The organism is Roseococcus microcysteis (assembly GCF_014764365.1).
GTDB classification, from domain to species: Bacteria; Pseudomonadota; Alphaproteobacteria; order Acetobacterales; family Acetobacteraceae; genus Roseococcus; species Roseococcus microcysteis.
Genome location: NZ_CP061718.1, coordinates 3,017,000 through 3,039,092, shown reverse-complemented (window position 1 = coordinate 3,039,092; position 22,093 = coordinate 3,017,000). Strand labels below are relative to the sequence as shown.

Below are 22,093 nucleotides of genomic sequence, written 5' to 3'. Positions count from 1 at the left end.
CGGTCAGCCCGCCAGGAACTCCATCATCACGGGGTTGAAGGCATCGGGGTCTTCCACGGTGCAGGCATGGGCGCCGTGGTCGGTCAGCCAAAGGGTCGCGTTGGGCAGGCCGGCGGCCAGGGCTTCGGAGGCCGTCCAGGGCACCAGCAGATCATCCTTCGCGGCCGCCACCAGGGTGGGGGCGGTGATGCGCGGCAAATCCGCCGTGGCGTCGAAGGCACGCAGGGCCGCGATGCGCTTCTTCAGCGTGTCCTCGCCCTGGAAGCTTTCCGTGCCATGGGCGATCTCGGCCAGGATTTTTTCGTGATGCGCCGAGGCATAGGCCGCGCTGTGCAGGAAGAGCGGCTGCGCGGCCACATAGGCGGCCGGCCCCTGCGCGGCCAGGATGCCCAGCCGCACGTCGAAGCAGCGCGCCGTGTGGCGGTCGGCCTTGGCCCAGGCATTGACCAGCACCAGCTTGCCCACGCGCTCCGGCACGCAGCGGGCCATTTCCAGCCCCACCAGCCCGCCCAGCGCATGGCCCAGGATGTGCGCGCGGGCGATGCCGGCCTCGTCCATGATCTCGGCCACGTCGCGCGCCATGTGGGCGATGCTGTAGCTCTCGGGCAGCGCCTCGCGGTTGGCGCCGGTGCCGCGGTGGTCGTAGTGCAGCACGCGATAGCACTGTTCCAGCGCGGGCACCTGCGGCGCCCAGAAGGCGGCGGCGCCGCCGAGGCCGGCGGAGAGGACCACGACCTCCCCGCCCGCCTGCCCGGTGAGGCGATACTTCACTTGGCGATATGCGCGATGGAGGCGATCTCGACGACCGCGCCGGGCTTCACCAGGCCGCATTGGATGCAGTAGCGCGCGGGCTTGTCGCCCGGGAAATACTCCGCATAGACGGCGTTCATGGGCGCGTAGTGCTTCCAGTCGCTCAGGAAGATGTGGTTGAAGGCGACGTCCGCCATGGAACCGCCCGCCGTCTCGAGCACCGACTTGATGGTCTCCAGCACATGGCGCGTCTGGGCCGTGGCGTCGTCGGGCGCCACGACGTCATTGTTCTTGTCGAGCGCCAGCGTGCCCGAGACATAGACCACGCCATCGGCGGTGGCGCCGGGGGAATAGGGGGCGAGCGGCTTGCCGGAACCGGCGGGGATGACGGGCTTGAAGGGCATTGAGCTATTCCTCGCGTTGTCCGATGGCGCCGCAGAAATCCGCGACGGTGGAGACCCATCCGAAGAAGGTCTCGATGTTGTAGAGCGCGGCCTTCTGGGCGAAGTCCGGGCCGGCCGCGTGGGTCGCATCCTCCAGCACGATGCCGAAGTATTCCAGGTGGAAGGCGTCGCGCAGCGAGGATTCCACGCAGACATTGGTGGCGATGCCGGTGAAGACGATGTTGCGGATGCCGCGCGCGCGCAGCAGGCTGTCAATGTTGGTGTTGAAGAAGCCGGAATAGCGCGTCTTGGGCACCACGATGTCGCCGGGCTGGGGCGCCAGCGCCTCCACCAGCGCATAATCCCAGCCGCCCTTGGCCAGCAGCTTGCCCTGGAGTTCGGGCTTCTTCCGCATGGTCTTCAGCGCGTTGGACTTGTGCCAGTTGGGCGAGCCGGGGCCACCGGCCTCGGTGTATTCGGGGTCCCAGCCATTCTGGAAATAGAGCACCGGCATGCCGGCCTTGCGCGCGGCGTCGGCCGCGGTGGCGATGCGGCTGATGCAGGCGGCCGCCCCCGCGATGTCGAAGCCCGCGATGTCCAGATACCCCCCGGCGAGGCATAGGCGTTCTGCATGTCCACGATGATGAGCGCGGTCTCGGCCGGGTTCAGCCGGATGGGCTCGGGGCGGGCGGGCAGGATGAAGGGGCTGCGCGTGGGGGCGGCGGGGGCGTAGCCGGCGGGTGAATCAGTCATCACGCGGCCTCCTTCGCGATGTGCTGGCGGCAGCGCATCAGCGGTTGGATGCGCGTGCCGAAATCCTCGACCCCCTTCAGGAAGTCGTCGAAGGTGAGCAGCACGCCGCCCGTGCCCGGCACCTCCGCCACCTCGTCCAGCATCCGCGCCACGCTGGCATAGCTGCCGATGAAGGTGCTCATGTTGATGTTCACCGCGCTGGTGGCGTCGGCGAGCTGGCGGACATTGGTGTCGGCGTTGGGGCGGGCATCGGCGGCGGCCTGGCCCTGCATCCAGCGGATCGCCTCATGGTCGGCGCCGGATTTGATGTGTTCCCAGCGCGCCCAGGCCTCCTCATCCGTCTCGGCGGCGATGACCATGGAGAGGACGAAGGTCTCCACCGGCCGTCCCGTCTCGGCGGCGAATTCCTGCATGCGCGCGGCCACGGGCGCGAAGGCCGTGGGGCTGTTGATGCCCTTGCCCAGGCAGAAACTGTAGTCCGCGTGCTTGGCCGTGAAGCGCAGCCCCTCGGTGGAGGAACCCGCGCAGATCATCTTGATGGGCACGGAGGGGCGCGGCGACAGGACGCATTTGTCCATGGTGAAGAAATCGCCCTTCAGGTCGCTTTCGCCCTTCTCCCACAGCTCGCGCAGGATGGTGGCGTATTCGTCCAGCATCTCGTAGCGGCGGGAGAAATGGCTCTCGCCCGGCCAGAGGCCCATCTGGTCATACTCGGCCTTCTGCCAGCCGGTGACGAGGTTCAGCCCGAAGCGCCCTTTCGAGATGCTGTCGATGGTCACCGACATGCGCGCCGCGATGGCGGGCGGGATGGTGAGCGTGGCCACGCTGGCGAACAGCTTGATGCGCGTGGTGACGGCGGCGAGGCCGGCCATCAGCGTGAAGCTCTCCAGCCCATGGTCCCAGAATTGCGTCTTCCCGCCGAAGCCATGCAGCTTGATCATGGACAGCACGAAGTCCAGCCCATGCCGCTCCGCCGCCAGGGTGATGTCGCGGTTGAGATCGAAGCTCGGCATGTATTGCGGCGCCGTTTCGGACAGCAGCCAGCCATTGTTGTTGATGGGAATGAACACGCCGATCTGCATGGGCACCAACTCCTCTCCGGCCCCTTTATGTCGCAACCCCCGGCGCGGCCTGCCACGGGTGAAGCGCGACGCGCGCGGCGGCGCGGCGCGATGAACGCCTGATCAAGAGGCAAGCGGCGGCGCATCTGCCCGCGGAAGCGGCGAAGCGGCGCGCGCGGCCGCGCGCGGGCCCGCCTTCGCCCTTGCCGCGCCCCGGTCCACCTCGCCAATTTCCGGGACAGTCGCGCGGCTCGATCACGGGCCGGAGAACAGGAGCATTTCATGACGCTGCGTCTCACCCGCCGGGCCGCGCTCGGCGCCGGCACGGGCCTGTTGGCCGCCCCGCATGTGGCGAAGGCCCAGGCGCGCCCCACCGTGCGCTTCGCCTATGACTGGATCCTGAACGGCCCCTACGCCTTCGGCATCGCGGGTGAGCGCCAGGGCTTCTTCCGCGAGGCGGGCATCGACATCACCATCCAGCGCGGCTTCGGCTCGGCCCGCATTCCGCTGGACATGGCGGCCGGCACCTTCGACATCGCGATGTGCGACCCCACGCCCACGCTGCGCTTCATGTCGCAGAACCCCAACAACGACCTGATCGCGGTGGGCCTGCTGTGGGACCAGGCGCCGACGGCCGTGACCGTGCGCGCCGATGGCCCCATCAACAGCATCGCCGACCTGGCGGGCAAGACGCTGGCCGCGCCGGAATTCGACGGCGGGCGCCAGGTCTTCCCGGCCTTCGCCGCGGTGAACAACATCCCGCTCAGCTCCATCACCTGGATGAGCGTGGCGCCCGAGCTGCGCGAGACCATGCTGGTGCAGCGCCGCGCCGACGGCATCACGGGCTTCGTCACCTCCACCGCGCTGTCGCTGCGCGCGCTGGGCATGGACCTGCCGGCGCAGCGCATCTTCCGCTACCGCGAGCATGGGCTGGACTTCTTCTATGGCTCGGTGCTGCTGACCACGCGGCGCTACATGGACGCGAACCCCGACGCGGTGCGCGCCGTGGTGCATGGCATGATCCGCTCGCTGCGCTGGTCCTTCGCCAACCGCCCCGCCGCCATCCAGGCGCTGCGCGCGCGGGAGGCGCTGACGGATGTCGCCATCGAGACCATTCGCCAGGACATGGCGATGGCCGAGCTGGTGGACAGCCCGAACGTCCGCCGCCTGGGCCTGGGCGTGATGGAGGCCCCGCGCTTCCAGCGGCAGATCGAGGCGGTGAAGGCGGCCTTCAGCCTGGGCGACATGCCCACGCCCGACCGCTTCTTCACCGACCGCTTCCTGCCGCCGGCGGCGGAGCGCCAGCTGGGCTGAGGCGCCCGCCGCGCCCGGGAGGTGTACTGTTGAGCGGCTGATTCACGGCTTCGGTTCCACCGAAGCCGATCAGACGCTAGCCGAACATGTCCCGGGTGATGCTGGCATACCAGGCATCGGCGTACAGCGCCTCGAGCCGGCGCTGCTCCGGGTGGTGGCCGCGTGGCGAGACGCCGCCCGATTGCGGCGTCTCGACGAAGCCGCTGCCATCGGGGTTGGGGCGGAACACGCCCACGATCGAGATGCCGTAATCCTCGCCCACATGGCTGTAGCAGGTGTTGAAGTAGACGGGCGCGGGCGGCGGCGCCTCGCCACGCAGCAGGGCGGCCACGCTCGTCACCGCCTGCTTGGCCGTGCTGTTCGCCACATAGCCCGACTTGGGCATGGGCGGCGCGATGTTGGCATCGCCGATCACATGGATGCCCGGCGCCTGGCGGGATTCGAAGGTCAGCGGGTCCACGGGCACCCAGCCGCTGGCATTGGCGAGCCCCGCCTCGATGGCGATGCGCGCGGCCGATTGCGGCGGGATGACGTTGCCCACATCCACCTTGTGGCGCGTGCCGAACTCGCTTTCGAACTCGCGCGCGCCGGGGTCCACGCGGGTGATGCGGCCATCCTGGTTCGCCGGCACCCATTCGATCATGCCGGGATAGAGCTCATTCCAGGCGTCCTGGAACAGGCCCTGCTTGCTGAAGGCGTTCTTCGCGTCGAAGGCCAGGATCTTGGCGCGCGGATTGTGCCGCTTGAGATGCGCCGCGATCATGCTGATCCGCTCATAGGGGCCGGGCGGGCAGCGGAAGGGGTTGTCGGGGATGGCGAGGCCCACCACGCCGCCCTCGGGCAGGGCCTCGATCTGGCGGCGCAGCAGGGCGGTCTGCGCGCCCTCGCCGGGGACCCAGGCATGGGGGAAGATTTCGGACGCGGCCTCGTCATAGCCGGGCAGCGCATCCCAGCGCAGGGCGATGCCGGGCGAGAGGATCAGCCGGTCATAGGAGAGGGTGGCGCCGCCCCGCAGGCGCAGGCTGCGCGCGGCGGGGTCGATGCCCGCCACCCAGTCATGCACCACGTTGATGCCGCGCGCGCGCAGCCCGTCATAGCCATGGCTGATCTGCTCCAGCCGGCGCGCCCCGGCCAGGACCAGATTGCCATAGGGGCAGGTGACGAAGCGCGTCTTGGGCTCGATCAGCGTGACCTCGAGCCACGGGTAGGTCATGCGCGCGAAGCGGGCGGCGGAGGCGCCGCCGAAGCCGCCCCCCACCACCACGAGGCGCGCCTGGCCCTGGTTCTGCGCGAGGGCGGGGGCGGCGATCAGCGCCGGGGCGGCGCCCAGCAGGGCGCGGCGGGTGGTCTGGGTCATGGTCGGGACGCCTCTCAGCGGGCTTGGGCGAGATAGGCGGCGACGGCCGTGATTTCCTCAGGCGTGTAGCCGCGGGCGATGCGGCCCATGATGGTGCCGGGCCGTTCATTGGCGCGGAACTGGGTCATCTGCGCCACCAGCTCCGGCGCCGGGCGGCCGGCGATGGCGGGCACGCCATCCTGCCCCGCGGCACCCGGCCCATGGCAGCCCAGGCAGGCCTGCGCCAGCAGCGGGCCATTGGCGGCGGGCTGCGCGAGGGCGGGCCCGGCCAGCAGCAGCGGCAGGGCCAGGGTCAGGCGACGGAGGCTTGGCATGGGATGGTGGTTCCGGCTGTCAGGCGATGGTGACCCGCGCGGTGGCGCGCACGCTGCGGCCCCCCTCGTCGGACCAGATGAACTCGATCTCGCTGCTGCGCTCCAGGCGCAGGAAGAAGACGTGGTAGGGGTTGGCGGCGGTGCCGTTGCGCAGCGTGGCGTCCAGCGCGACCTCGCCCTCCACCCGCACCAGCAGGCGGTTGAGCATGTCGCGGGGCGGGGCATCCGGCCGCAGCCCCGTCTCCATGGGGTGTGTCATGAGGCAGCGGATCTCGAAGGCCTCGCCGCGGCGGGCGCTGCGGGGCACGCGAAGCCGCGGGGTGGCCAGCGGCGCGCTCATGACAGGCACCCCCCGGTCGAGACCCGTGCCTCGGCCACCGCGCGGCGGCGGGTGCCGTCGCTCATCACCGCGATGGCGATGACCTGCTGATGCTCGGCCAGGCGGATGCGTGTCTGCAGCTCGGCCCGGGCCACGAGCGGCGTCAGGCGGAAGCTGGCCACGCCCGGCGTCGGGTTGCGGGTGGCGAAGAGGTGGATGGCGGTGACGTGCAGCGCCGGCGTCTGGGGGCTTTCCACCTGGACGGTGAGTGGAACCTGGCCGCCATTCTCGGCGGTGGCGGGCAGGGTGAGGGTGATGCCGGATTCGGTGAATTCGCCCTCGCCCACCGCGTCGCGGATGGCGTCCTGCAGGCCGGAGGCCATGGCTGGCCAGGGCAGGGCGATCAGGGCGAGGATTGCGCGACGGCGGAGGCGGGAATTCTGCATGACCCTGCCGTCGTATTTGAACGATTTTATCTTGTCAATTATGCGTTCAGCTATCCACGAATTTCATGAGTTTGAGTCCCACCCAATTCCCAACCAGGGCCGGCACAATCCACACCCAGCCATGCAGGCTGCCCGAGGCGATGCCCGCCACATAGGCGCTGATGTTGCACCCCGTCGCCAGCACCGCGCCCACGCCCAGCAGCAAGCCGCCGGTGATGGCCGTGGCCACCTCGCGCGGGCGCGGCAGGCGCCAGCCGGCGGCGCGCCCGGCCAGCCCCGCCGCCAGGAAGGCGCCGGCCATGAGTCCCAGGTTCATCAAGGTGATACGGTCGGTCCACACGGGGCGCAGCCAGGCTTCGACGCGGGTGGGGTCTTCCCAGTAGGTCCAGAAGGAGGGGTCGTCCCAGCCCAGCGCCTCGACCAGGCTGGAACCCCAGAGGGGAAAGGCCGCGGTGATGGCCCAGGGCCGCCCCGCCGCCACCAGCGTGGCGATACCCAGCACGGCCAGCACCACGGCGCCCCAGGCCAGGGGCCAGGGGCCGCGCAGCGCATCACCGCCGCGCCAGACCAGGGGTTCCACGCGGCCATGTCGGGATTTCTCCACGCGGCGCGAGACCCACGCGACCAGCCCCAGCACGGCCAGGCTCAGCGCCAGCGCCGGCCAGAGCCCCAGCGTGGCGGGAAGCGAGAAGGCCGGCAGCGCCGCCCAGCCCAGCCAGAGATCGGCCTGCCAGGCCGCCAGAGTCGCGCCGGCCACGAAGGCGGCCAGCGTGATCCACATCCGCACCGCCCCGCCGCCCGCCGTGTAGAGCGTGCCCGAGGCGCAGCCGCCCCCCATCTGCATACCCACGCCAAAGAGGAAGGCGCCCAGCAGCAGCGCCCATCCCACGGGAAAGACGAAGCCGCGCACCGGCGCGCCCAGCACTTCGCCAGCGTCCAGCGCCGGCAGGAAGAAGATGACCAGCAGGGCCAGCAGCAGCATCTGGGCGCGCAGCCCGGCGCCCTTGCCCTCGGCCAGCAGGCGGCGGAAGGCGCCGGCGAAGCCGAAGCTGGCATGGAACAGCGCCACGCCCAGCCCCGCGCCGATCAGCCAGAGCAGGGCCACCCGGCCGCCCTGGGACATCCCCAGGGCCACGGCACCACCGCCCAGCAGCAGCAGGCCCAGCAGCACATTCACGCGCAACGACATACGGCCCCGCCTCGGAATATCCGGGCGGGGCATATGCACATTCTTATCGCGTGAAAAGGGGGCGGTCAGTCCGCCCGGATACCCGCCACGCGCACGGTCTCGCTGAGGCGCGCCACCTCGGAGGCGATGAAGGCGCGGAACTCCGCCCCGTCCATGGGGCGCGGGATGCTGCCACTGCCGCGGATGCGCGTGGCCACGGCCTCGTCGCGCACGGCGGCCAGGGCCTCACGCTCCAGCACCGCCACGCGGTCCGCCGGGGTACCGCGCCCGGCGAAAAGGCCGAACCAACCGACCGACACCAGGTCCACCCCCGCCTCGCGCAGGGTCGGCACCTCGTCGAAGCCCGGCGCGCGTTCGGCGCTGGTCACGGCCAACGCCTTCATCCGGCCCGAGCGCACCAGGTCGGCGGCGGCGGCGATGGTCTGGAACATGACCTCCACCCGGCCCGCGATCACGTCGGTATTGGCCGCGCCCGTCTCGCGGTAGGGCACATGGTCCATCTCCACCCCGGCCGCGATGGCGAATTGCGCCCCCGCCAGGTGCAGCGAGGTGCCATTGCCGATGGAGGCGTAGTTCAGCCGCCGCGTGCGCGCCAAGGCCACGAATTCCGCCACGCTGTTCACCGGCAGGCTGTTGGGCACCACCATGATGTTGGGCGACAGCGCGATCATCGCCACCGGCACGAGGTCCGCATCGGGGTCGAAGGGCAGGCGGGCGAAGAGGAAGCGGTTCACCGCCACCGGCACGCCGTTCAGCAGCAGGGTGTGGCCGTCGCGCTCGGCCGCCAGGGCGGCGGCGGTGCCGATATTGCCGCCAGCGCCGCTGCGGTTCTCGATGGTGACGGGCTGGCCCACCCCGCGCGACAGGCGCTCGCCCACCACCCGGCCCAGGAAGTCGGCCGCGCCGCCGGGCGGGAAGGGCACGACGAGGCGCAGCGGGCGGTCGGGGAAGGATTGGGCCCGCGCCGCCGCGAGGGGCAGCACAGCGGGCAAGGCCAGAATACCACGACGAAGCATGAAAAACCCTCCGGTTCCCAGAGGGTTATGCAAGCGCCATGCCGCCCGTCTTTGCCATGGACTCCCGCCCCGCCGGGCGCCACGCTTCGGGCAATCATAAACCGGAGCGTCCATCCATGTCCGTCATCACCCGGCGCAAGGCGGCCCGCCTCGCCGCGCCGCTTCTCCTGCTGGGGCCCGGCATCGCCCGGGCCCAGGCCTGGCCCGCGCGGCCCGTGCGCTTCGTCGTCGGCTTCGCGCCCGGTGGCGTGAACGACATCATGGCGCGCCTCATCGCGGCCAAGCTGACCGAGAAGATGCAGGGCGCCAGCTTCATCGTGGAGAACCGCCCCGGCGCCAGCACCCAGGTCGCGGCCGACCATGTGGCGCGGGCGGCGCCGGACGGGCTGACCTTCCTCTACACCTCGCCCTCCACCCTCATCAGCGTGCTGGTGAACCGCACCGCGACCATTGACCCGATGCGGGCGCTGGCGCCGGTCATCATGGCGCAGTCCGCGCCGCTCGCCCTCATCAGCCGGGCGGATTTCCCGGCGCGGACGGTGCCGGAATTCCTGGAACTGGCGCGGGCGCGCGGCCAGGCGCTGACCGTCTCCCACCCCGGCACCGGCGCCATCAACCACCTGGCCATGGTGCTGCTGGCGCGGCAGACGGGCATTGACCCGACGCTGGTGCCCTATACCGGCAACCAGCCTTCCATCACGGCGCTGATGCGCGGCGAGGTGGATTTGGCGCATGACGGGCTTTCCACCCCGCGCCCGCAATTGCTGGAGGGAAGGCTGCGCGCCATCGCCGTCACCAGCGCCGAACGCCTGCCGACGCACCCGGACATCCCCACCTTCGCGGAGACCGTGCCGGGGCACGAGGTCATCTTCTGGGGCGGTCTGCTGGCGCCCGCCGCAACGCCGCCCGCCATCCTGGACCGCCTGGCCGAGGAGGTGGAAGCGGTGCTGCGCCAGCAGGATGTGATTGACCGCATCCGCGGCTTCGGCGGCGAGCCCGGCCAGGGCGGCCGCGCCGCCTTCGCCCGCGCCTATGCCGCCGACTGGGAGAAATGGGGCCGCGTGGTGCGGGAAAATGGAATTCAGACGGGGTAAGCCACGGCGGGGGCCGGAGCGGCTGATTCACCGCTCCGGCGTTCCGCCTCCGCGGATCAGACGCTACAGCCCAGCGGCTGATTCACCGCTCCGGCGTTCCGCCTCCGCGGATCAGACGCTACAGCCCCGCCTGCTCCAGCCGCAGCACCGCCCGCGCCATCGCCTGGGCGCGGGGCACGAAGCTGCTGATTTCCAGGTATTCCTCCGGGCTGTGCGCCAGCCCGCCCACCGGCCCCACGGCGCAGATGGTGGGCGCGCCCTGCTGGGCGGTGAAGCCGCTGTCGGCGCAGCCGCCCGAGAACTCGCCCTCCACCTTCAACCCGGCCTCGGCCGCCGCGCCCTGGTAGAGGCCGAACAGCTTCTTCGCCGCCGCGTCCTGCGTCAGCGCGTTGAACTCGCCCTTGATCGTCAGCTTCGCCTTGGTGCCGGGGACGTAGCTCTTGCCGATGATCTCATGGATCTTGGCCATCACCTCCTCGCGGTCCTCGGGCTTCACATAGCGCAGGTCAATCTGGCCGCGCGCCCAGGGGGCCACGGTGTTCACGCTCTGCCCGCCCTCGACGAGGCCGACGTTCAGGGTGATGCCGCGCTCCAGGTCGGTCAGGGCATGGATGGCCACGATCTTGTGCGCGAGTTCACCGATGGCCGAGATGCCGGCCTGGAAATTGCCGCCGGAATGGCTGGCCTTGCCCTCGATGTCGAACACCATGAACACGCCGCCCTTGCGGCCGGTGACGACATTGCCGGAGGGGCGGCCCGGTTCGGAATTGAACACCACGCGGGCGCCGCGCGCCTCCTCCTCGATCACGGCGCGGCCCTCGGGGCTGCCGATCTCCTCATCGCCGGTGAACAGGCCCACCATCGGACCCGGCGCCCCGCCGAACTTCGCGAAGGCGGCCAGGACGAACATGTTCATCACCAGCCCGGCCTTCATGTCGGCCACGCCGGGCCCATAGGCCCGGCCATCCTTGATGGTGAAGGGGCGGCGCTCCGGCTCGCCCTTGGGAAAGACGGTGTCGCGGTGGCCCATCAGCACGATGTTGGCGGCGTGGTTGCCGCGGGTTGGCGCGGTGCCTTCGTGCGGCAGGATGGCGCGGAGGCAATCGCCGAAGCGCTCGCCCTTCACCGTCTCGACCTTCAGGCCGTGGCTTTCGCAAAATGCCTTGATGCGCGCGCCGACCGCGTCCACGCCCGCCTTGTCGTAGCTGCCGCCATCGGTGTTCACGAGGTCGGCCAGCACATCCAGCATCGCCTGCTGCTGGGTGGCGAGCCAGGCGGTGATCTTGGCTTCGATGCTTTCGGTGTTCATGCGCGGGCTCCATCCCTCAACAAGGCGATGAGGGATGCGACCACGGGAAAGGGCCGCCCGCAACCACGGGCGGCCCCTTTTGTCAGCGCGACGGCGCCGGCGCGGCCAGGCGCAGCGGCACGAAGCGCTGGCCCTGCTGGCTCTCGATTAGGAACAGGGCGGTGGCGCGGTTCTGGCGGCGCAGCCGCTCGATCCGCTCCTGCAGCTCCTGCGCCGTGGTCACGCGCTCCTGCTGGACTTCCAGCACGATGTCGCCGGGGCGGATTTCCCGCTCGGCGGCAGGGGAGCCGCCGGTGACGTCCACCACCACCACGCCGCGCGCCTCGGGGCGGAGGCGGAAGCGTTCCCGCAGCTCCGGCGTCACGCCGGCCACCCGCATGCCGAGGCCGGCCAGTTCCACCGGCTGGTCGGGGCGGGCCGGCTCCGGCGTCGCGCCGGCCTGGGCCTGCTCCGAGGGCAGTTCGCCCAGCGTGACCTCGACCGTCACCTCGCGGCCATCGCGCCACACCACCACCGGCACGCGGCTGCCCACGGCGGTGTCGGCCACGATGCGCGGCAGGGTGCGCATCTCGCGCACCTCCTGGTTGTTGAAGCGCAGCACCACGTCGCCGGCGCGCAGGCCCGCGGCGGCGGCGGGGCCACCTTCCTGCGCGCGGGCGATCAGCGCGCCGCGGGTGCCGTTGCGCAGCTGCAGGCTCTCGGCGATCTCATCCGTCACCTGCTGGATGTTCACGCCCAGCCAGCCACGCCGCACCCGGCCCCCATCGGCCAGCTGCCGCACGATGCCGCGCGCCAGGTTGGAGGGGATGGAGAAGCCGATGCCGATGGAACCACCCGTCGGCGAATAGATGGCGGTGTTGATGCCCACCACCTCGCCGCGCAGGTTGAACAGCGGGCCGCCCGAATTGCCGCGGTTGATGGCGGCGTCGGTCTGGATGAAGTCGTCGAAGGGGCCCTGGCGGATGTCACGGCCGCGCGCCGAGACGATGCCCGCCGTCACCGTGCCGCCCAGGCCGAAGGGGTTGCCGATGGCCAGCACCCAGTCGCCCACCTCGGCCGTGTCGGAATCGCCCCAGGCCACATAGGGCAGCGGCGCGGAGTGGCTGACGCGCAGCACGGCCAGGTCGGTGCGCGGGTCGGTGCCCAGCAGCGTGGCGCGCAGCGTCGTGTTGTCCTGGAGGATGACGTTGATCTCGTCCGCGCCCTCGATGACGTGGTTGTTCGTGATGACGATGCCCGAGGCATCCACCACGAAGCCCGAGCCGAGCGACTGCGCGCGGCGCTGCGGCCCGCCCTGGGGCGGCCGGCCCGGGGCGGGCGGCGCCTCACCCTGGGGGCCGGGGCGCTGGCGGTTGAAGAAGTCGCGGAAGAATTCCTCGAAGGGCGAGCCGGGCGGGGCCTGGGGCGCGGGCGCGTCCGGGCGGCCGCCGGGTCCGGGGCGCGCCCCCACATTCTGCGTGGTGGAGATGTTCACCACGGCGGGCAGCAGGCGGCGCACCAGCGGCGCGAAGCTTTCGGGCGCGCCGGGGGCGGGCTGGCCGGGCCGGTCGTGCCCGGGGCGGGGGTCGCCTCGGGTGCCGGTGTGGCCTGCGGCGCTGGGGTGGGCGCCTGCTGCGCCGCCACTGGCAGCGCGCCCAGGAGGAAGATGGCCAGGAAGAGACGACGCATGCGGCGGAACCTCATCATTGTTCGGCAACGGGGGGCCGGGCCGGGAGCCCAGGATGTGTCACGACGGCACCGCACCGCAACAGCCGTGGGGTGGGGAAGTTGCGAGGGTTGCAACTTGTCCCCTTCGGACACCGGCGGTTACACGCCGCCGGTGCCGCAAGGCCAGCGCGCAATCAGCGCTGGACCGGGGTCATCCCGGGCATATCCCGGAAGAAGCGGAAGAAATCGCTGTCCGGGGTGAGCACGAGGCGCGCCTCGCCCTCGCCGAACACCGTGCGATAGGCCTGCATGGTGCGCCAGAACTGGAAGAATTCCGGGTCACGGCTGAAGGCCTCGGCGAAGATGCCGATCGCTTCCTGCTCACCGGCACCGCGGAGGATGGCGGAATTCGCCTCCGCCTCGGCCAGCAGAACGGTGCGGTCACGCTCGGCCTGGGCGCGGATGCGCTGGGCCTGTTCCGCGCCTTCCGCGCGGGCCTCGCGCGCCACGCGCTCACGCTCGGACTGCATGCGCGCCAGGATGGCCTGGGTGTTCTCCTCCGGCAGGTCGGCGCGGCGGATGCGGACATCCGTCACCACGATGCCGAAGCGCGAGGCCTCGTCATTCACCTGGTCGCGGATGGCGGCCATGATGCGCGGCCGGTCGGCCGAGAGCATGGACAGCAGCGACTCGCTGCCCAGCACGCGGCGCATGGACGATGACACGATGGAGTTCAGCCGGCCCCGGATGCCCTGTTCGGTGGCACCCACCGTCTGGAAGAACAGCAGCGGGTCGGTGATGCGGTAGCGGGTGAAGCTGTCCACGATGACGCGGCGCTGGTCACCCAGGATCACCTCCTCGCCCCCGCCCTCGAAGTCGAGCAGGCGGCGGTCGAAGGTGATGACGTTCTGCACGAAGGGCAGCTTCACGTTCAGCCCCGGCTCGCGGATCACGCGGACGGGCTCGCCGAACTGCGTGATCAGCACCTGCTGGGTCTGGTGCACGGTGAAGAGCGTGCTGGCCAGGGTGATGAGGGCGACGAAGACGACGCCGCCCAAAATCGCGAGCCGGTTCATCGGGTGCCTCCCTGGTTGGCGGGCCTTTGCTGCGGGTTCATCATCGGCGCCATGACGGCCGGCGAGAGCTGCTGCTGCGCCTGCGGCGGACGGGTGCCGCCCTGCCCGCGCGCCTGCTGCCCGCCTTCGAGCTGAAGGAAGGGCACCAGGCCCTGCAGCCGGTCATCCACCAGGATCATGTTGTTGCGACGGAGGATTTCCTCCATCGTCTCCAGATAGATACGCCGCGTCGTCACGTCCTGCGCGAGGGTATAGGCACCGAGCACGGCGTTGAACCGGCCGGCCTCGCCTCGGGCGCGGGCGATCTGGCTGTCACGGAAACCGGTCGCTTCCTGCACCATCCGTTCGGCCTCGCCTCGGGCGCGGGGGATGATGTCGTTGCGGAAGCTCTCGGCTTCGTTGCGCAGGCGTTCGCGGTCGGTGTTGGCGCGCTGCACGTCGCGGAAGGCCTCGATGACGGCCGCCGGCGGGTCCACCTTCAGCAGCTGCACCTGGGTGATTTCCACGCCCGAGCCATACTGGTCCATCATCGCCTGGGTCAGGCGACGGACCTCCTGCTCGATGGCGGCGCGCGCCTCGGTCAGGGCGGGCTGGATGGGGGTGCGGCCGATGACCTCACGCATCACGCTCTCGCCGGCGGACTTCACCGTCTCTTCCGGGTTGCGCGTGTTGAAGAGGAACTCGCCCGCGTCGCGGATGCGCCAGAACACCGAGAAATCCACGTCAATGATGTTCTCGTCGCCCGTCAGCATCAGGCTTTCGGCCAGCACGTCGCGCGCGGGGATGATGCGGCCCGTGTTGTCCGCCCCGGCGCGGAAGCCCACATCGGCGCGGTTGATGCGGGTGACGCGCGGCGTGGACACCTGCTCGACCGGCCAGGGGATGGCGTAGTTCAGGCCGGGCGGGGTAGTGCGGTTGAAGGCGCCGAAGCGCATGACCACGCCCAGCTCATCCGGCTGCACACGGTAGAAACCCGATGCGCCCCAGATCGCGACCACGATCAGCAGCACGGCGCCGATGGCGCGCCCGCCGCCCGTGCCGCGCGGCAGGAAGCGCCGCACCGCATTCTGGGCGTTGCGGATCATGTCCTCGATGTCGGGCCCCTGGCCGGGACCGCGGCCACCGCCGCCACCCCCGCCACCGCCCTGTGGCGGACCGCCCCAGGGCCCCCCGCCGCCGGGACGGGGATTGCCCCAAGGGCTGGGGCCGCCATTGTTCCACGCCATCTCTGTGGTGATCTCCCGTCTGGCGCGCGACTGTGCGCGCGGCCTCCTTATATGTCCTACAAATGCCCCGCAGGGGGTGGCTGCACAACCCGCCTTGTCCTGCATATGAGGACGCGAAGGGCTCAAGGAAAGGTCAACCGCATGTCCGAAACCATCGTGGATGGGGTGAAGCGCGCCCTTCGCGCCGTGCGTGACCCGAAGACCGGCCAAAGCGTGATCGAGAACGGAATGGTCGAAACCGTCAGCGTGCGCGACGGGCTGGTGCAGTTCGCCCTGGCCGTGCCGCGGGAGCGCGCGCGGGAACTGGAATCGTTGCGCCAGGCGGCCGAACGCGCCGCCGCCACGGTGCCCGGCGTGCTGTCGGCCACGGTGGTGATGACGGCGCACCGCGAGGTGCAGACCCCCGCCGGCCCCGCCACCGCCACACGCCCGCCGCCCGGCCCGGGCGGCCAGGTGCTGCTGCCGGGGGTGCGGCGCATCGTGGCCGTCGCTTCCGGCAAGGGCGGCGTGGGCAAATCCACCACGGCGGTGAACCTCGCCGTGGCGCTGGCCGCGCAGGGGCTGCGCGTGGGGCTGCTGGACGCCGACATCTACGGCCCCTCCCTGCCCTTGATGCTGGGCACCCAGGAAAAGCCCCGCGCGGTGGAGAACCGCATCCAGCCCATCGCGCGCTGGGGGCTGAAGGCCATGTCCATCGGCTTCCTGGTGGAGCAGGAGACGGCGATGATCTGGCGCGGCCCCATGGTGATGGGCGCGCTGGAACAGATGATGGGCCAGGTGGAGTGGGGCGAGCTGGACGTGATGGTGGTGGACATGCCCCCCGGCACCGGCGACGCGCAGCTCACCATGTCGCAGCGCGTGCCTTTGGCCGGTGCGGTCATCGTCTCCACCCCGCAGGACATGGCGCTGACCGATGCGCGGCGCGGCGTGAAGATGTTCGAGAAGGTGAATGTTCCGGTCCTGGGGCTGATCGAGAACATGAGCTTCTTCTGCTGCCCGCAATGCGGCCACCGCAGCGACATCTTCGGCCATGGCGGGGCGCGGGCGGAGGCCGCGCGGCTCGGCCTCGACTTCCTGGGGGAATTGCCGCTGAAGCTGGCCATCCGCGAGACTTCGGATGCCGGCACGCCCATCGTGCTCGCCGCGCCCGAAAGCGAGGAGGCGGGCCTCTACCGCGCCATCGCCGCGCGCCTCTGGAACAAGCTGGAGGCGGGCGTGGCCCCCGCCGGGCCGCGCATCGTGATGGAATGAGGGCACGGCCTCAGGGCCGCAGCAGGCCCTCTTCCATGGCGCGGGTGTAGAGCGCCTCGATCATCGGCGCGAAGGGCGGGCCGAGGTCGAGCGCCGGCTGCATCCGCTTCAGGCTGCGCGCGCGGGTCAGGCCCACTTCCTTCCAGGCGGGCGCGCCGCAATCCACCTGCTGCGCGAAGCCCTGCAGCCGGTCGCAGCCCATGGCGAATCGGGCATCGGGGGTGTCCTGGGCCTCGAACTCGGCCCAGAGGATGGAAAGCCGCGCGGCGAGATCGGGCGGCAAAGTGCCGAAGATGCGCGCCGCCGCCGCCTGTTCGCGCGCCTGCTGGGTGAGGAGGCCCGCCTCGTCGAAGGCGAAGGTGTCGCCGGCCTCGATCTCGATCACGTCATGCACCGCGATCATGGACAGCACGCGGGCCAGGTCGGGGCGGGGGTCCACCTCCTCGGCCAGCAGGACGGCGATCATCGCCACATGCCAGGCGTGTTCGGCGCTGTTCTCCAGCCTTCCCTGGGTGCGGGCGGCGCGGTGGACGTGCTTCAGCCGGTCGCACAGGTTCAGGAAGCCCTGGATGGCGGCCAGCCGGTCAGCCATCCGCGCGGCCCAGGGTTTCCATCAATTCGCGCCATTCGCGCTTGGACAACCCGCTGGTGGGCTGCGTCACCGCCTCGCCCGCCAGCATGCGCTTCACGATGGCCAGCATCTGCGCCGAGAGCGTGACGGCGCCCATGCGGTAGTCCGCGAAGGCCTCATAGCTGTGCGGCACCCAGGCGCGCACCGTGTCCAGCATGGCCTCGGCATAGACGCGGATCTCATACTGGGCATGGGCGTCGGCGCGCAGGCTGAGGAAGTGCAGCAGATTGTGCAGATCCGTCTTCCAGTACCACTGGGTGTAGGCGTTGAGGGTGAGGTTCATCCGCGCCAGTTCGCGGGCGAGGCCGGAGCGGGATTCGTCCTGGACGTTCCCCGCCTCGTCCTCGTTCAGCATCCAGGCATAGTGGTCGTAGTTGCGGGCGGCGTCCTCGCGCAGCAGGCGCAGCACTTCCTCAGCCTCCGCGCCTTGCAGCACGTCGCCGCGGCCCTGGCGGTTGCTGGAGGATTGCGCGGCGAGCTGCTCCGGCGCCGGGATGTAGAATTCCCGGTCCATCACGGAATAGCGCGCCGAATACTCATTCACATTGGCCGTGCGGTGCCGGATCCATTGCCGCGCCACGAAGATGGGCAGCTTCACGTGATATTTGATCTCGCACATCTCGAAGGGGGTCGAGTGGCGGTGGCGCATGAGGTAGCGGATCAGCCCGCGGTCCTCATTGGCGGCCTTGGTGCCGCGGCCGTAGGAGACGCGGGCCGACTGCACCACGGCGCCGTCATCGCCCATGTAGTCCACGACGCGCACGAAGCCGTGGTCGAGCACGGGGATGGGCGTGAAGAGCATGGCCTCCAGCGCGGGCACGGTGGCGCGGCGCGTCTCGTGGCGCGCGGCCTGGGCTTCCGTCAGTTCGGCCCGCTGGGCCTCGGTCAATGGCATGGTTCGCCCTCAAATCCCGCAGGGATTTGAACGGAGGAGCCGAGGGGCGCAAGGGTGCGCCTGCGCGCATGGGTGCGTCTGCTGCGGCGCATGCGCGCACCCTGGCAATCACAGCCCCGATGGCCTACATATCGAGGTGCCGCTTGCGGCTATGGCGATAAACGTTGCGTGGAATAATCGTTACGGACCCGGGGGCAGTGCCCGGCGTCTCCACCACTCCAACCGCCTTTATCGGGGCGCGTGGCACGGGGACGAAACAGGCTCGACGTGCGTGGTAAAGACGCAGCTTTTGCCCGGCATTGTACCGCCGTTATCGGGCTAAATCACAAGTGCCAACGATAACGTCCGCGAGGACGTGGCGCTCGCTGCCTAGGAATAGGTAAGCGCGGTTTGGGGGGCACCGGGCAACAGAAGCCCCCCGCCTGACCCAGGGATCGCAGCCCAGCGGGCTGCGATCCCTGGGTCAGGCTTTTTTTGTGCCCTCAGGCGCCGGGCGCCGCCTCCGGCGGCTTGGCTTCCGGGCCCTGATCGGGCCCGCCGGCCGCCGTGCGGCCGGAGCGTGGGGAAGGCGTATGATTGCCCTCAGGCGCCGGGCGCCGCCTCCGGCGGCTTGGCTTCCGGGCCCTGGTCGGGCCCGCCGGCCGCCGTGCGGCCGGATACTCGTGCGGCGGCACTGACCGATCAGGGCGCGCTTGCGGCCCGCTCCCCTCCCCTTCCTTCCCTTGCGCCCTCACCCGCCATATGGTGCAGCGCCAGGAATAGCCGATGACAGACACGAACACCCCCAGCCTGCTCCCCTACGAAGCCTGGGCCACGCGCGCGCTGCGCTCGGTGGCCGTGGACGCGCTCGAACACGCGGCGCGCGAAGGCCTGCCGGGTGAGCACCATTTCTACATCTCCTTCCGCACGGACCACCCGGGCACCTCGGTCCCAGCGTTCCTGAAGGCGAAGTACCCGCATGAGATCACCATCGTGATCCAGCACCGCTTCTGGGACCTGAAGGTGGACCGCGTCGCGCAGCGCTTCTCGGTGGGGCTGTCCTTCTCGGGCATTCCGGCCTCGCTCGTCGTGCCCTTCGCGGCGCTGACCGCCTTCCAGGACCCGCACGCCCAGTTCGGCCTGCGCTTCCAGCCCGAATATGACGGCGAGGAGGACGCGGCCGACCTGCCGCCGCCCGAAACCGCCGCCACCGCGGCCGCCGAAGAAGACCCCGCACCCGCCCCCCAGCCACAGGTCGTCAGCCTCGACGCCTTCCGCCGCAAGCGCGACTGACACCCCGCCCGGAGCCCCGCACCTTGCTCGACAGCGCCACCCCCGCCCGCCCCGAAGGCTTCCACTACAGCCCGACCTTCCCCCTCGCCGAGGACAAGACGCCCTATCGCCGCCTGCCCATCGAGGGCGTGAAGGTCATCGAGGTGGACGGCAAGCGCGTGCTGAAGGTGCCGCCCAAGGCGCTGGAGGAGCTGGCCTTCGCCGCCTGCCGCGACGTGTCGCACCTGCTGCGCCCCGGCCACCTGGCGCAGCTCTCCTCCATCCTGAAGGACCCGGAGGCCAGCGCGAATGACCGCTTCGTGGCGCTGGACCTGCTGAAGAACGCCAACATCGCCGCCGGCGGCAAGCTGCCCATGTGCCAGGACACCGGCACCGCCATCGTCTTCGGCAAGAAGGGCCAGCGCGTCTGGGTCGAGGGCAATGAGGAGGAGGCGCTGTCCTACGGCGTCGCCCGCACCTACACCGAGACCAACCTGCGCTATTCCATGATGGCGCCGCTCTCCATGTTCGACGAGGCGAACACCGGCAACAACATGCCGGTGGAGTTCACCATCCTGGCCTCGCCCGGCGAGGACCATGCCGACGAATTCCACCTGATGTTCGTGCTGAAGGGCGGCGGTTCGGCGAACAAGACCTTCCTCTACCAGCAGACGCGCGCGGTGCTGAACAAGCCCAAGCTGCTGGCCTTCATCGAGGAGAAGGTGAAGACGCTGGGCACCTCCGCCTGCCCGCCCTACCACCTGGCCATCGCCATCGGCGGGACGAGTGCGGAGGCCAATCTCAAGGCCGTGAAGCTGGCCTCCACACGCTACCTGGATGGGCTGCCCGAGACGGGCGACAAATCCGGCCACGCCATCCGCGACCGCGCGCTGGAGGCCGAGATCCACAAGCTGACGCAGAATCTCGGTATCGGCGCGCAGTTCGGCGGCAAGTATTTTTGCCATGACGTGCGCGTGGTGCGGATGGCGCGGCATGGGGCGTCGCTGCCCATCGGTATCGGCGTCTCCTGCTCCGCCGACCGGCAGATCAAGGCCAAGATCACGGCGGACGGCGTGTTCCTGGAGGAGCTGGAGCACGACCCGGCGAAGTATCTGCCGGAAGCCACCGACGAGATCCTGGGCGGGGAGGTGGTGAAGCTCGACCTCAACCGCCCCATGGACGCCATCCGTGCGGAGCTGTCGAAGCATCCGGTGAAGACCCGCGTCTCGCTGACCGGCACCATCGTCGTCGCGCGCGACATCGCGCACGCGAAGCTGCAGGAGCGGCTGGACCGCGGCGAGGGCCTGCCCGACTACATCAAGAACCACCCCGTCTATTACGCGGGCCCCGCCAAGACGCCGACGGGCATGGCCACCGGCAGCTTCGGCCCCACCACGGCCGGGCGCATGGACAGCTATGTCGCGGCCTTCCAGGCGGCGGGCGGTTCGCTGGTGATGCTGGCCAAGGGCAACCGCTCCCGCGCCGTGCGCGAGGCCTGCCAGAAGCATGGCGGCTTCTACCTCGGTTCCGTGGGTGGCCCGGCGGCGCGTCTGGCGCAGGACTGCATCCGCAAGGTCGAGGTGCTGGAATACCCGGAACTCGGCATGGAGGCGGTGTGGCGGATCGAGGTGGAGGATTTCCCGGCCTTCATCGTGGTGGACGATAAGGGCAACGATTTCTACGAAGGCCTCGAGTGACCGACCGACGCCTGCCCGCCCGCTACACCCTGCCGGTCACAGGCTTCTTCCTGACGGCGATCATGACCTTCGTGATCTCCGGCATCTCGACCCTCATGGCGCTGGGGCCCACCCAGGCCATGTTGGCCGCCTGGCCGCCGGCCTGGCTCACCTCCTGGGTCTTCGCCTTTCCCACCGTGCTCGTCGTGCTGCCGCTGGTGCGGCGGCTGGTGGCACGCCTCGTCGCCCCCGTCTGAGGATCACTCCCATGACCCGTCGCCTCATCTCCTCCGGCTCGAAATTCGAGGAAGAGATCGGCTATTCGCGCGCCGTGGTGGATGGGGACTTCATCTTCCTCTCCGGCACCACCGGCTATGACTACGCCACCATGACCATCCAGGACGACGTGGCCGCGCAGTGCGAGCAGACGCTGAAGAACATCAGCGCCGCCCTCGCCCAGGCCGATGCCACGCTGGCCGATGTCGTCCGCATGCTGGTCATCGTCCCGCGCCGCGAGGACTGGGCCCCCTGCTGGCCCATCCTGAAAAAGTATTTCGGCGAGACGCGCCCCGCCTCCACCCTCATCCACGCGCAGCTGCAGACCGATGCCATGCGCATCGAGATCGAGGTCACCGCGCGGCGCCAGCCCCGCCAGTAAGGACCGCACAGCATGCGCTTCGCCGTGGACCGCCTCGACCACCTGGTCATGACCTGCAAGGACGTGGAGATCACGGCCGCCTGGTATCAGCGCGTGCTGGGCATGGAACGGGCCGAATTCGGCCCGCACCGCCGCACCACCCTGCGCTTCGGCGGGCAGAAGATGAATTTGCGCCCGGTCGAGGCCACGCAGTCCGAATGGTTCTCGGGCGTGGCGACGGCGCCGGGCGGGCAGGATCTCTGCTTCATCGTCACCGTCAGCGCCTTGCAGGTGGTGGAGCATCTGCACCGCTGCGGCGTCATGGTGGAACAGGGGCCGGTGCCGAAGGATGGCGCGCTGGGGCCCATCACCAGCGTCTATTGCCGCGACCCGGACCAGAACCTGATCGAGATCGCCACCTACTCCGACTGAAAACCGGCGCCTGCCGTCATCCGCGCGCCCCTCTCGCGCGTTTGGCGCGCGGGTGGGGGTGCCGTG

25 protein-coding genes and 1 other RNA gene are annotated in these 22,093 nt (G+C 70.2%); 9 read left to right on the top strand and 17 right to left on the bottom strand.

Annotated elements, in window-relative coordinates:
* Nucleotides 1-3 precede the first annotated feature (3 nt).
* From rutD to rutA, 4 genes are all read right to left on the bottom strand, one after another.
* Nucleotides 4-771 carry a pyrimidine utilization protein D gene (gene rutD / locus ICW72_RS14635; protein ID WP_223880610.1) on the bottom strand — a complete coding sequence of 256 codons (768 nt, stop codon included), beginning with the start codon at nt 769-771 and terminating at the stop codon, nt 4-6.
* Nucleotides 768-1,154 carry a pyrimidine utilization protein C gene (rutC, locus tag ICW72_RS14630; RefSeq protein WP_191083384.1) on the bottom strand — a complete coding sequence of 129 codons (387 nt, stop codon included), beginning with the start codon at nt 1,152-1,154 and terminating at the stop codon, nt 768-770. The genes rutD and rutC overlap by 4 nt, the downstream gene beginning before the upstream one ends.
* A gap of 4 nt (nt 1,155-1,158) precedes the next feature.
* A complete protein-coding gene (locus tag ICW72_RS14625) occupies nt 1,159-1,713 on the bottom strand; it encodes an isochorismatase family protein (protein ID WP_269749856.1) in 555 nt (184 codons plus the stop codon).
* A gap of 172 nt (nt 1,714-1,885) precedes the next feature.
* Complete coding sequence (gene rutA, locus ICW72_RS14620; RefSeq protein WP_191083383.1) at nt 1,886-2,968, bottom strand: pyrimidine utilization protein A; 1,083 nt, start codon at nt 2,966-2,968, stop codon at nt 1,886-1,888.
* 261 nt (nt 2,969-3,229) lie between these two features.
* Here rutA and ICW72_RS14615 point away from each other — a divergent pair, with 261 nt between their 5' ends.
* Entirely contained in the window at nt 3,230-4,261 is a 1,032-nt protein-coding gene (locus ICW72_RS14615; RefSeq protein ID WP_191083382.1) for an ABC transporter substrate-binding protein, read from the top strand.
* 76 nt (nt 4,262-4,337) lie between these two features.
* Here the strand turns inward: ICW72_RS14615 and ICW72_RS14610 are convergent, their stop codons facing one another.
* The 6 genes from ICW72_RS14610 to ICW72_RS14585 all read right to left on the bottom strand — a co-directional run bounded on the left by ICW72_RS14610 (nt 4,338) and on the right by ICW72_RS14585 (nt 8,902).
* The gene (locus tag ICW72_RS14610; RefSeq protein WP_191083381.1) at nt 4,338-5,618 is read right to left on the bottom strand and encodes an NAD(P)/FAD-dependent oxidoreductase; all 1,281 of its coding nucleotides are present in this window, start codon (nt 5,616-5,618) and stop codon (nt 4,338-4,340) included.
* Nucleotides 5,619-5,632: 14 nt separating this feature from the next.
* A complete protein-coding gene (locus ICW72_RS14605; RefSeq protein ID WP_191083380.1) occupies nt 5,633-5,932 on the bottom strand; it encodes a c-type cytochrome in 300 nt (99 codons plus the stop codon).
* A gap of 19 nt (nt 5,933-5,951) precedes the next feature.
* Nucleotides 5,952-6,272, bottom strand: coding sequence for a thiosulfate oxidation carrier complex protein SoxZ (locus ICW72_RS14600; protein WP_191083379.1), 321 nt, complete (start codon nt 6,270-6,272; stop codon nt 5,952-5,954).
* On the bottom strand, nt 6,269-6,697 hold the full coding sequence (locus tag ICW72_RS14595) for a thiosulfate oxidation carrier protein SoxY (protein ID WP_191083378.1): 429 nt from the start codon (nt 6,695-6,697) through the stop codon (nt 6,269-6,271). Before ICW72_RS14595 ends, ICW72_RS14600 begins: the two co-directional genes overlap by 4 nt.
* A gap of 46 nt (nt 6,698-6,743) precedes the next feature.
* Complete coding sequence (locus ICW72_RS14590) at nt 6,744-7,886, bottom strand: YeeE/YedE family protein (RefSeq protein WP_223880609.1); 1,143 nt, start codon at nt 7,884-7,886, stop codon at nt 6,744-6,746.
* Between the two features lie 65 nt (nt 7,887-7,951).
* Nucleotides 7,952-8,902, bottom strand: coding sequence for a Bug family tripartite tricarboxylate transporter substrate binding protein (locus tag ICW72_RS14585; RefSeq protein WP_191083376.1), 951 nt, complete (start codon nt 8,900-8,902; stop codon nt 7,952-7,954).
* A 116-nt stretch (nt 8,903-9,018) separates the two neighbouring features.
* Between ICW72_RS14585 and ICW72_RS14580 the strand changes: the two genes are divergently transcribed.
* Nucleotides 9,019-9,996, top strand: a complete 978-nt coding sequence (locus ICW72_RS14580; RefSeq protein ID WP_191083375.1) for a Bug family tripartite tricarboxylate transporter substrate binding protein — start codon at nt 9,019-9,021, stop codon at nt 9,994-9,996.
* 118 nt (nt 9,997-10,114) lie between these two features.
* On the opposite strand, the gene ICW72_RS14575 is transcribed toward ICW72_RS14580, so the two are convergent.
* The 5 genes from ICW72_RS14575 to hflK all read right to left on the bottom strand — a co-directional run bounded on the left by ICW72_RS14575 (nt 10,115) and on the right by hflK (nt 15,113).
* Nucleotides 10,115-11,305 carry a M20 family metallopeptidase gene (locus tag ICW72_RS14575; RefSeq protein WP_191083374.1) on the bottom strand — a complete coding sequence of 397 codons (1,191 nt, stop codon included), beginning with the start codon at nt 11,303-11,305 and terminating at the stop codon, nt 10,115-10,117.
* An 82-nt stretch (nt 11,306-11,387) separates the two neighbouring features.
* Nucleotides 11,388-12,803, bottom strand: a complete 1,416-nt coding sequence (locus ICW72_RS14570) for a Do family serine endopeptidase (RefSeq protein ID WP_223880608.1) — start codon at nt 12,801-12,803, stop codon at nt 11,388-11,390.
* The gene (locus ICW72_RS20760; protein ID WP_223880607.1) at nt 12,776-12,973 is read right to left on the bottom strand and encodes a hypothetical protein; all 198 of its coding nucleotides are present in this window, start codon (nt 12,971-12,973) and stop codon (nt 12,776-12,778) included. The genes ICW72_RS14570 and ICW72_RS20760 overlap by 28 nt, the downstream gene beginning before the upstream one ends.
* Nucleotides 12,974-13,146: 173 nt before the next feature.
* Nucleotides 13,147-14,028 (bottom strand): protease modulator HflC, encoded by an 882-nt coding sequence (gene hflC / locus ICW72_RS14565; RefSeq protein ID WP_191083373.1) that lies wholly within the window; start codon nt 14,026-14,028, stop codon nt 13,147-13,149.
* Nucleotides 14,025-15,113: an FtsH protease activity modulator HflK gene (hflK, locus tag ICW72_RS14560; RefSeq protein WP_332308922.1), complete on the bottom strand. Its 1,089-nt coding sequence runs from the start codon at nt 15,111-15,113 to the stop codon at nt 14,025-14,027. The genes hflC and hflK overlap by 4 nt, the downstream gene beginning before the upstream one ends.
* 282 nt (nt 15,114-15,395) lie before the next feature.
* Here hflK and ICW72_RS14555 point away from each other — a divergent pair, with 282 nt between their 5' ends.
* Nucleotides 15,396-16,505, top strand: a complete 1,110-nt coding sequence (locus tag ICW72_RS14555) for an Mrp/NBP35 family ATP-binding protein (RefSeq protein WP_191083371.1) — start codon at nt 15,396-15,398, stop codon at nt 16,503-16,505.
* A gap of 10 nt (nt 16,506-16,515) precedes the next feature.
* Here the strand turns inward: ICW72_RS14555 and ICW72_RS14550 are convergent, their stop codons facing one another.
* Together ICW72_RS14550 and thyX are read right to left on the bottom strand one after the other, a co-directional pair.
* Complete coding sequence (locus ICW72_RS14550; RefSeq protein ID WP_191083370.1) at nt 16,516-17,097, bottom strand: HD domain-containing protein; 582 nt, start codon at nt 17,095-17,097, stop codon at nt 16,516-16,518.
* A complete protein-coding gene (gene thyX, locus ICW72_RS14545) occupies nt 17,090-18,031 on the bottom strand; it encodes an FAD-dependent thymidylate synthase (RefSeq protein ID WP_191083369.1) in 942 nt (313 codons plus the stop codon). Before thyX ends, ICW72_RS14550 begins: the two co-directional genes overlap by 8 nt.
* 98 nt (nt 18,032-18,129) lie before the next feature.
* Here thyX and ssrA point away from each other — a divergent pair.
* From ssrA to ICW72_RS14515, 6 genes are all read left to right on the top strand, one after another.
* Nucleotides 18,130-18,454, top strand: a transfer-messenger RNA (tmRNA) gene (gene ssrA, locus ICW72_RS14540).
* A gap of 342 nt (nt 18,455-18,796) precedes the next feature.
* Nucleotides 18,797-19,303 (top strand): SspB family protein, encoded by a 507-nt coding sequence (locus ICW72_RS14535; RefSeq protein WP_191083368.1) that lies wholly within the window; start codon nt 18,797-18,799, stop codon nt 19,301-19,303.
* 23 nt (nt 19,304-19,326) lie between these two features.
* A complete protein-coding gene (locus tag ICW72_RS14530; protein ID WP_191083367.1) occupies nt 19,327-20,979 on the top strand; it encodes a fumarate hydratase in 1,653 nt (550 codons plus the stop codon).
* Nucleotides 20,976-21,215 carry a DUF2798 domain-containing protein gene (locus ICW72_RS14525; protein ID WP_191083366.1) on the top strand — a complete coding sequence of 80 codons (240 nt, stop codon included), beginning with the start codon at nt 20,976-20,978 and terminating at the stop codon, nt 21,213-21,215. Before ICW72_RS14530 ends, ICW72_RS14525 begins: the two co-directional genes overlap by 4 nt.
* An 11-nt stretch (nt 21,216-21,226) precedes the next feature.
* Nucleotides 21,227-21,616, top strand: a complete 390-nt coding sequence (locus tag ICW72_RS14520) for a RidA family protein (RefSeq protein ID WP_191083365.1) — start codon at nt 21,227-21,229, stop codon at nt 21,614-21,616.
* 12 nt (nt 21,617-21,628) lie between these two features.
* The gene (locus ICW72_RS14515) at nt 21,629-22,027 is read left to right on the top strand and encodes a VOC family protein (RefSeq protein WP_191083364.1); all 399 of its coding nucleotides are present in this window, start codon (nt 21,629-21,631) and stop codon (nt 22,025-22,027) included.
* The last annotated feature ends 66 nt before the right edge of the window (nt 22,028-22,093 follow it).

Excerpts from the sequence above, each read along its gene's own strand:
- rutC (WP_191083384.1), bottom strand. The coding sequence starts at position 1,154 with ATGCCCTTCAAGCCCGTCATCCCCGCCGGTTCCGGCAAGCCGCTCGCC.
- rutA (WP_191083383.1), bottom strand. The coding sequence starts at position 2,968 with ATGCAGATCGGCGTGTTCATTCCCATCAACAACAATGGCTGGCTGCTG.
- ICW72_RS14615 (WP_191083382.1), top strand. The coding sequence starts at position 3,230 with ATGACGCTGCGTCTCACCCGCCGGGCCGCGCTCGGCGCCGGCACGGGC.
- ICW72_RS14610 (WP_191083381.1), bottom strand. The coding sequence starts at position 5,618 with ATGACCCAGACCACCCGCCGCGCCCTGCTGGGCGCCGCCCCGGCGCTG.
- ICW72_RS14605 (WP_191083380.1), bottom strand. The coding sequence starts at position 5,932 with ATGCCAAGCCTCCGTCGCCTGACCCTGGCCCTGCCGCTGCTGCTGGCC.
- ICW72_RS14600 (WP_191083379.1), bottom strand. The coding sequence starts at position 6,272 with ATGAGCGCGCCGCTGGCCACCCCGCGGCTTCGCGTGCCCCGCAGCGCC.
- ICW72_RS14595 (WP_191083378.1), bottom strand. The coding sequence starts at position 6,697 with ATGCAGAATTCCCGCCTCCGCCGTCGCGCAATCCTCGCCCTGATCGCC.
- ICW72_RS14590 (WP_223880609.1), bottom strand. The coding sequence starts at position 7,886 with ATGTCGTTGCGCGTGAATGTGCTGCTGGGCCTGCTGCTGCTGGGCGGT.
- ICW72_RS14585 (WP_191083376.1), bottom strand. The coding sequence starts at position 8,902 with ATGCTTCGTCGTGGTATTCTGGCCTTGCCCGCTGTGCTGCCCCTCGCG.
- ICW72_RS14580 (WP_191083375.1), top strand. The coding sequence starts at position 9,019 with ATGTCCGTCATCACCCGGCGCAAGGCGGCCCGCCTCGCCGCGCCGCTT.
- ICW72_RS14575 (WP_191083374.1), bottom strand. The coding sequence starts at position 11,305 with ATGAACACCGAAAGCATCGAAGCCAAGATCACCGCCTGGCTCGCCACC.
- ICW72_RS20760 (WP_223880607.1), bottom strand. The coding sequence starts at position 12,973 with ATGCGTCGTCTCTTCCTGGCCATCTTCCTCCTGGGCGCGCTGCCAGTG.
- hflC (WP_191083373.1), bottom strand. The coding sequence starts at position 14,028 with ATGAACCGGCTCGCGATTTTGGGCGGCGTCGTCTTCGTCGCCCTCATC.
- hflK (WP_332308922.1), bottom strand. The coding sequence starts at position 15,113 with ATGATCCGCAACGCCCAGAATGCGGTGCGGCGCTTCCTGCCGCGCGGC.
- ICW72_RS14555 (WP_191083371.1), top strand. The coding sequence starts at position 15,396 with ATGTCCGAAACCATCGTGGATGGGGTGAAGCGCGCCCTTCGCGCCGTG.
- ICW72_RS14550 (WP_191083370.1), bottom strand. The coding sequence starts at position 17,097 with ATGGCTGACCGGCTGGCCGCCATCCAGGGCTTCCTGAACCTGTGCGAC.
- thyX (WP_191083369.1), bottom strand. The coding sequence starts at position 18,031 with ATGCCATTGACCGAGGCCCAGCGGGCCGAACTGACGGAAGCCCAGGCC.
- ICW72_RS14535 (WP_191083368.1), top strand. The coding sequence starts at position 18,797 with ATGACAGACACGAACACCCCCAGCCTGCTCCCCTACGAAGCCTGGGCC.
- ICW72_RS14520 (WP_191083365.1), top strand. The coding sequence starts at position 21,227 with ATGACCCGTCGCCTCATCTCCTCCGGCTCGAAATTCGAGGAAGAGATC.
- ICW72_RS14515 (WP_191083364.1), top strand. The coding sequence starts at position 21,629 with ATGCGCTTCGCCGTGGACCGCCTCGACCACCTGGTCATGACCTGCAAG.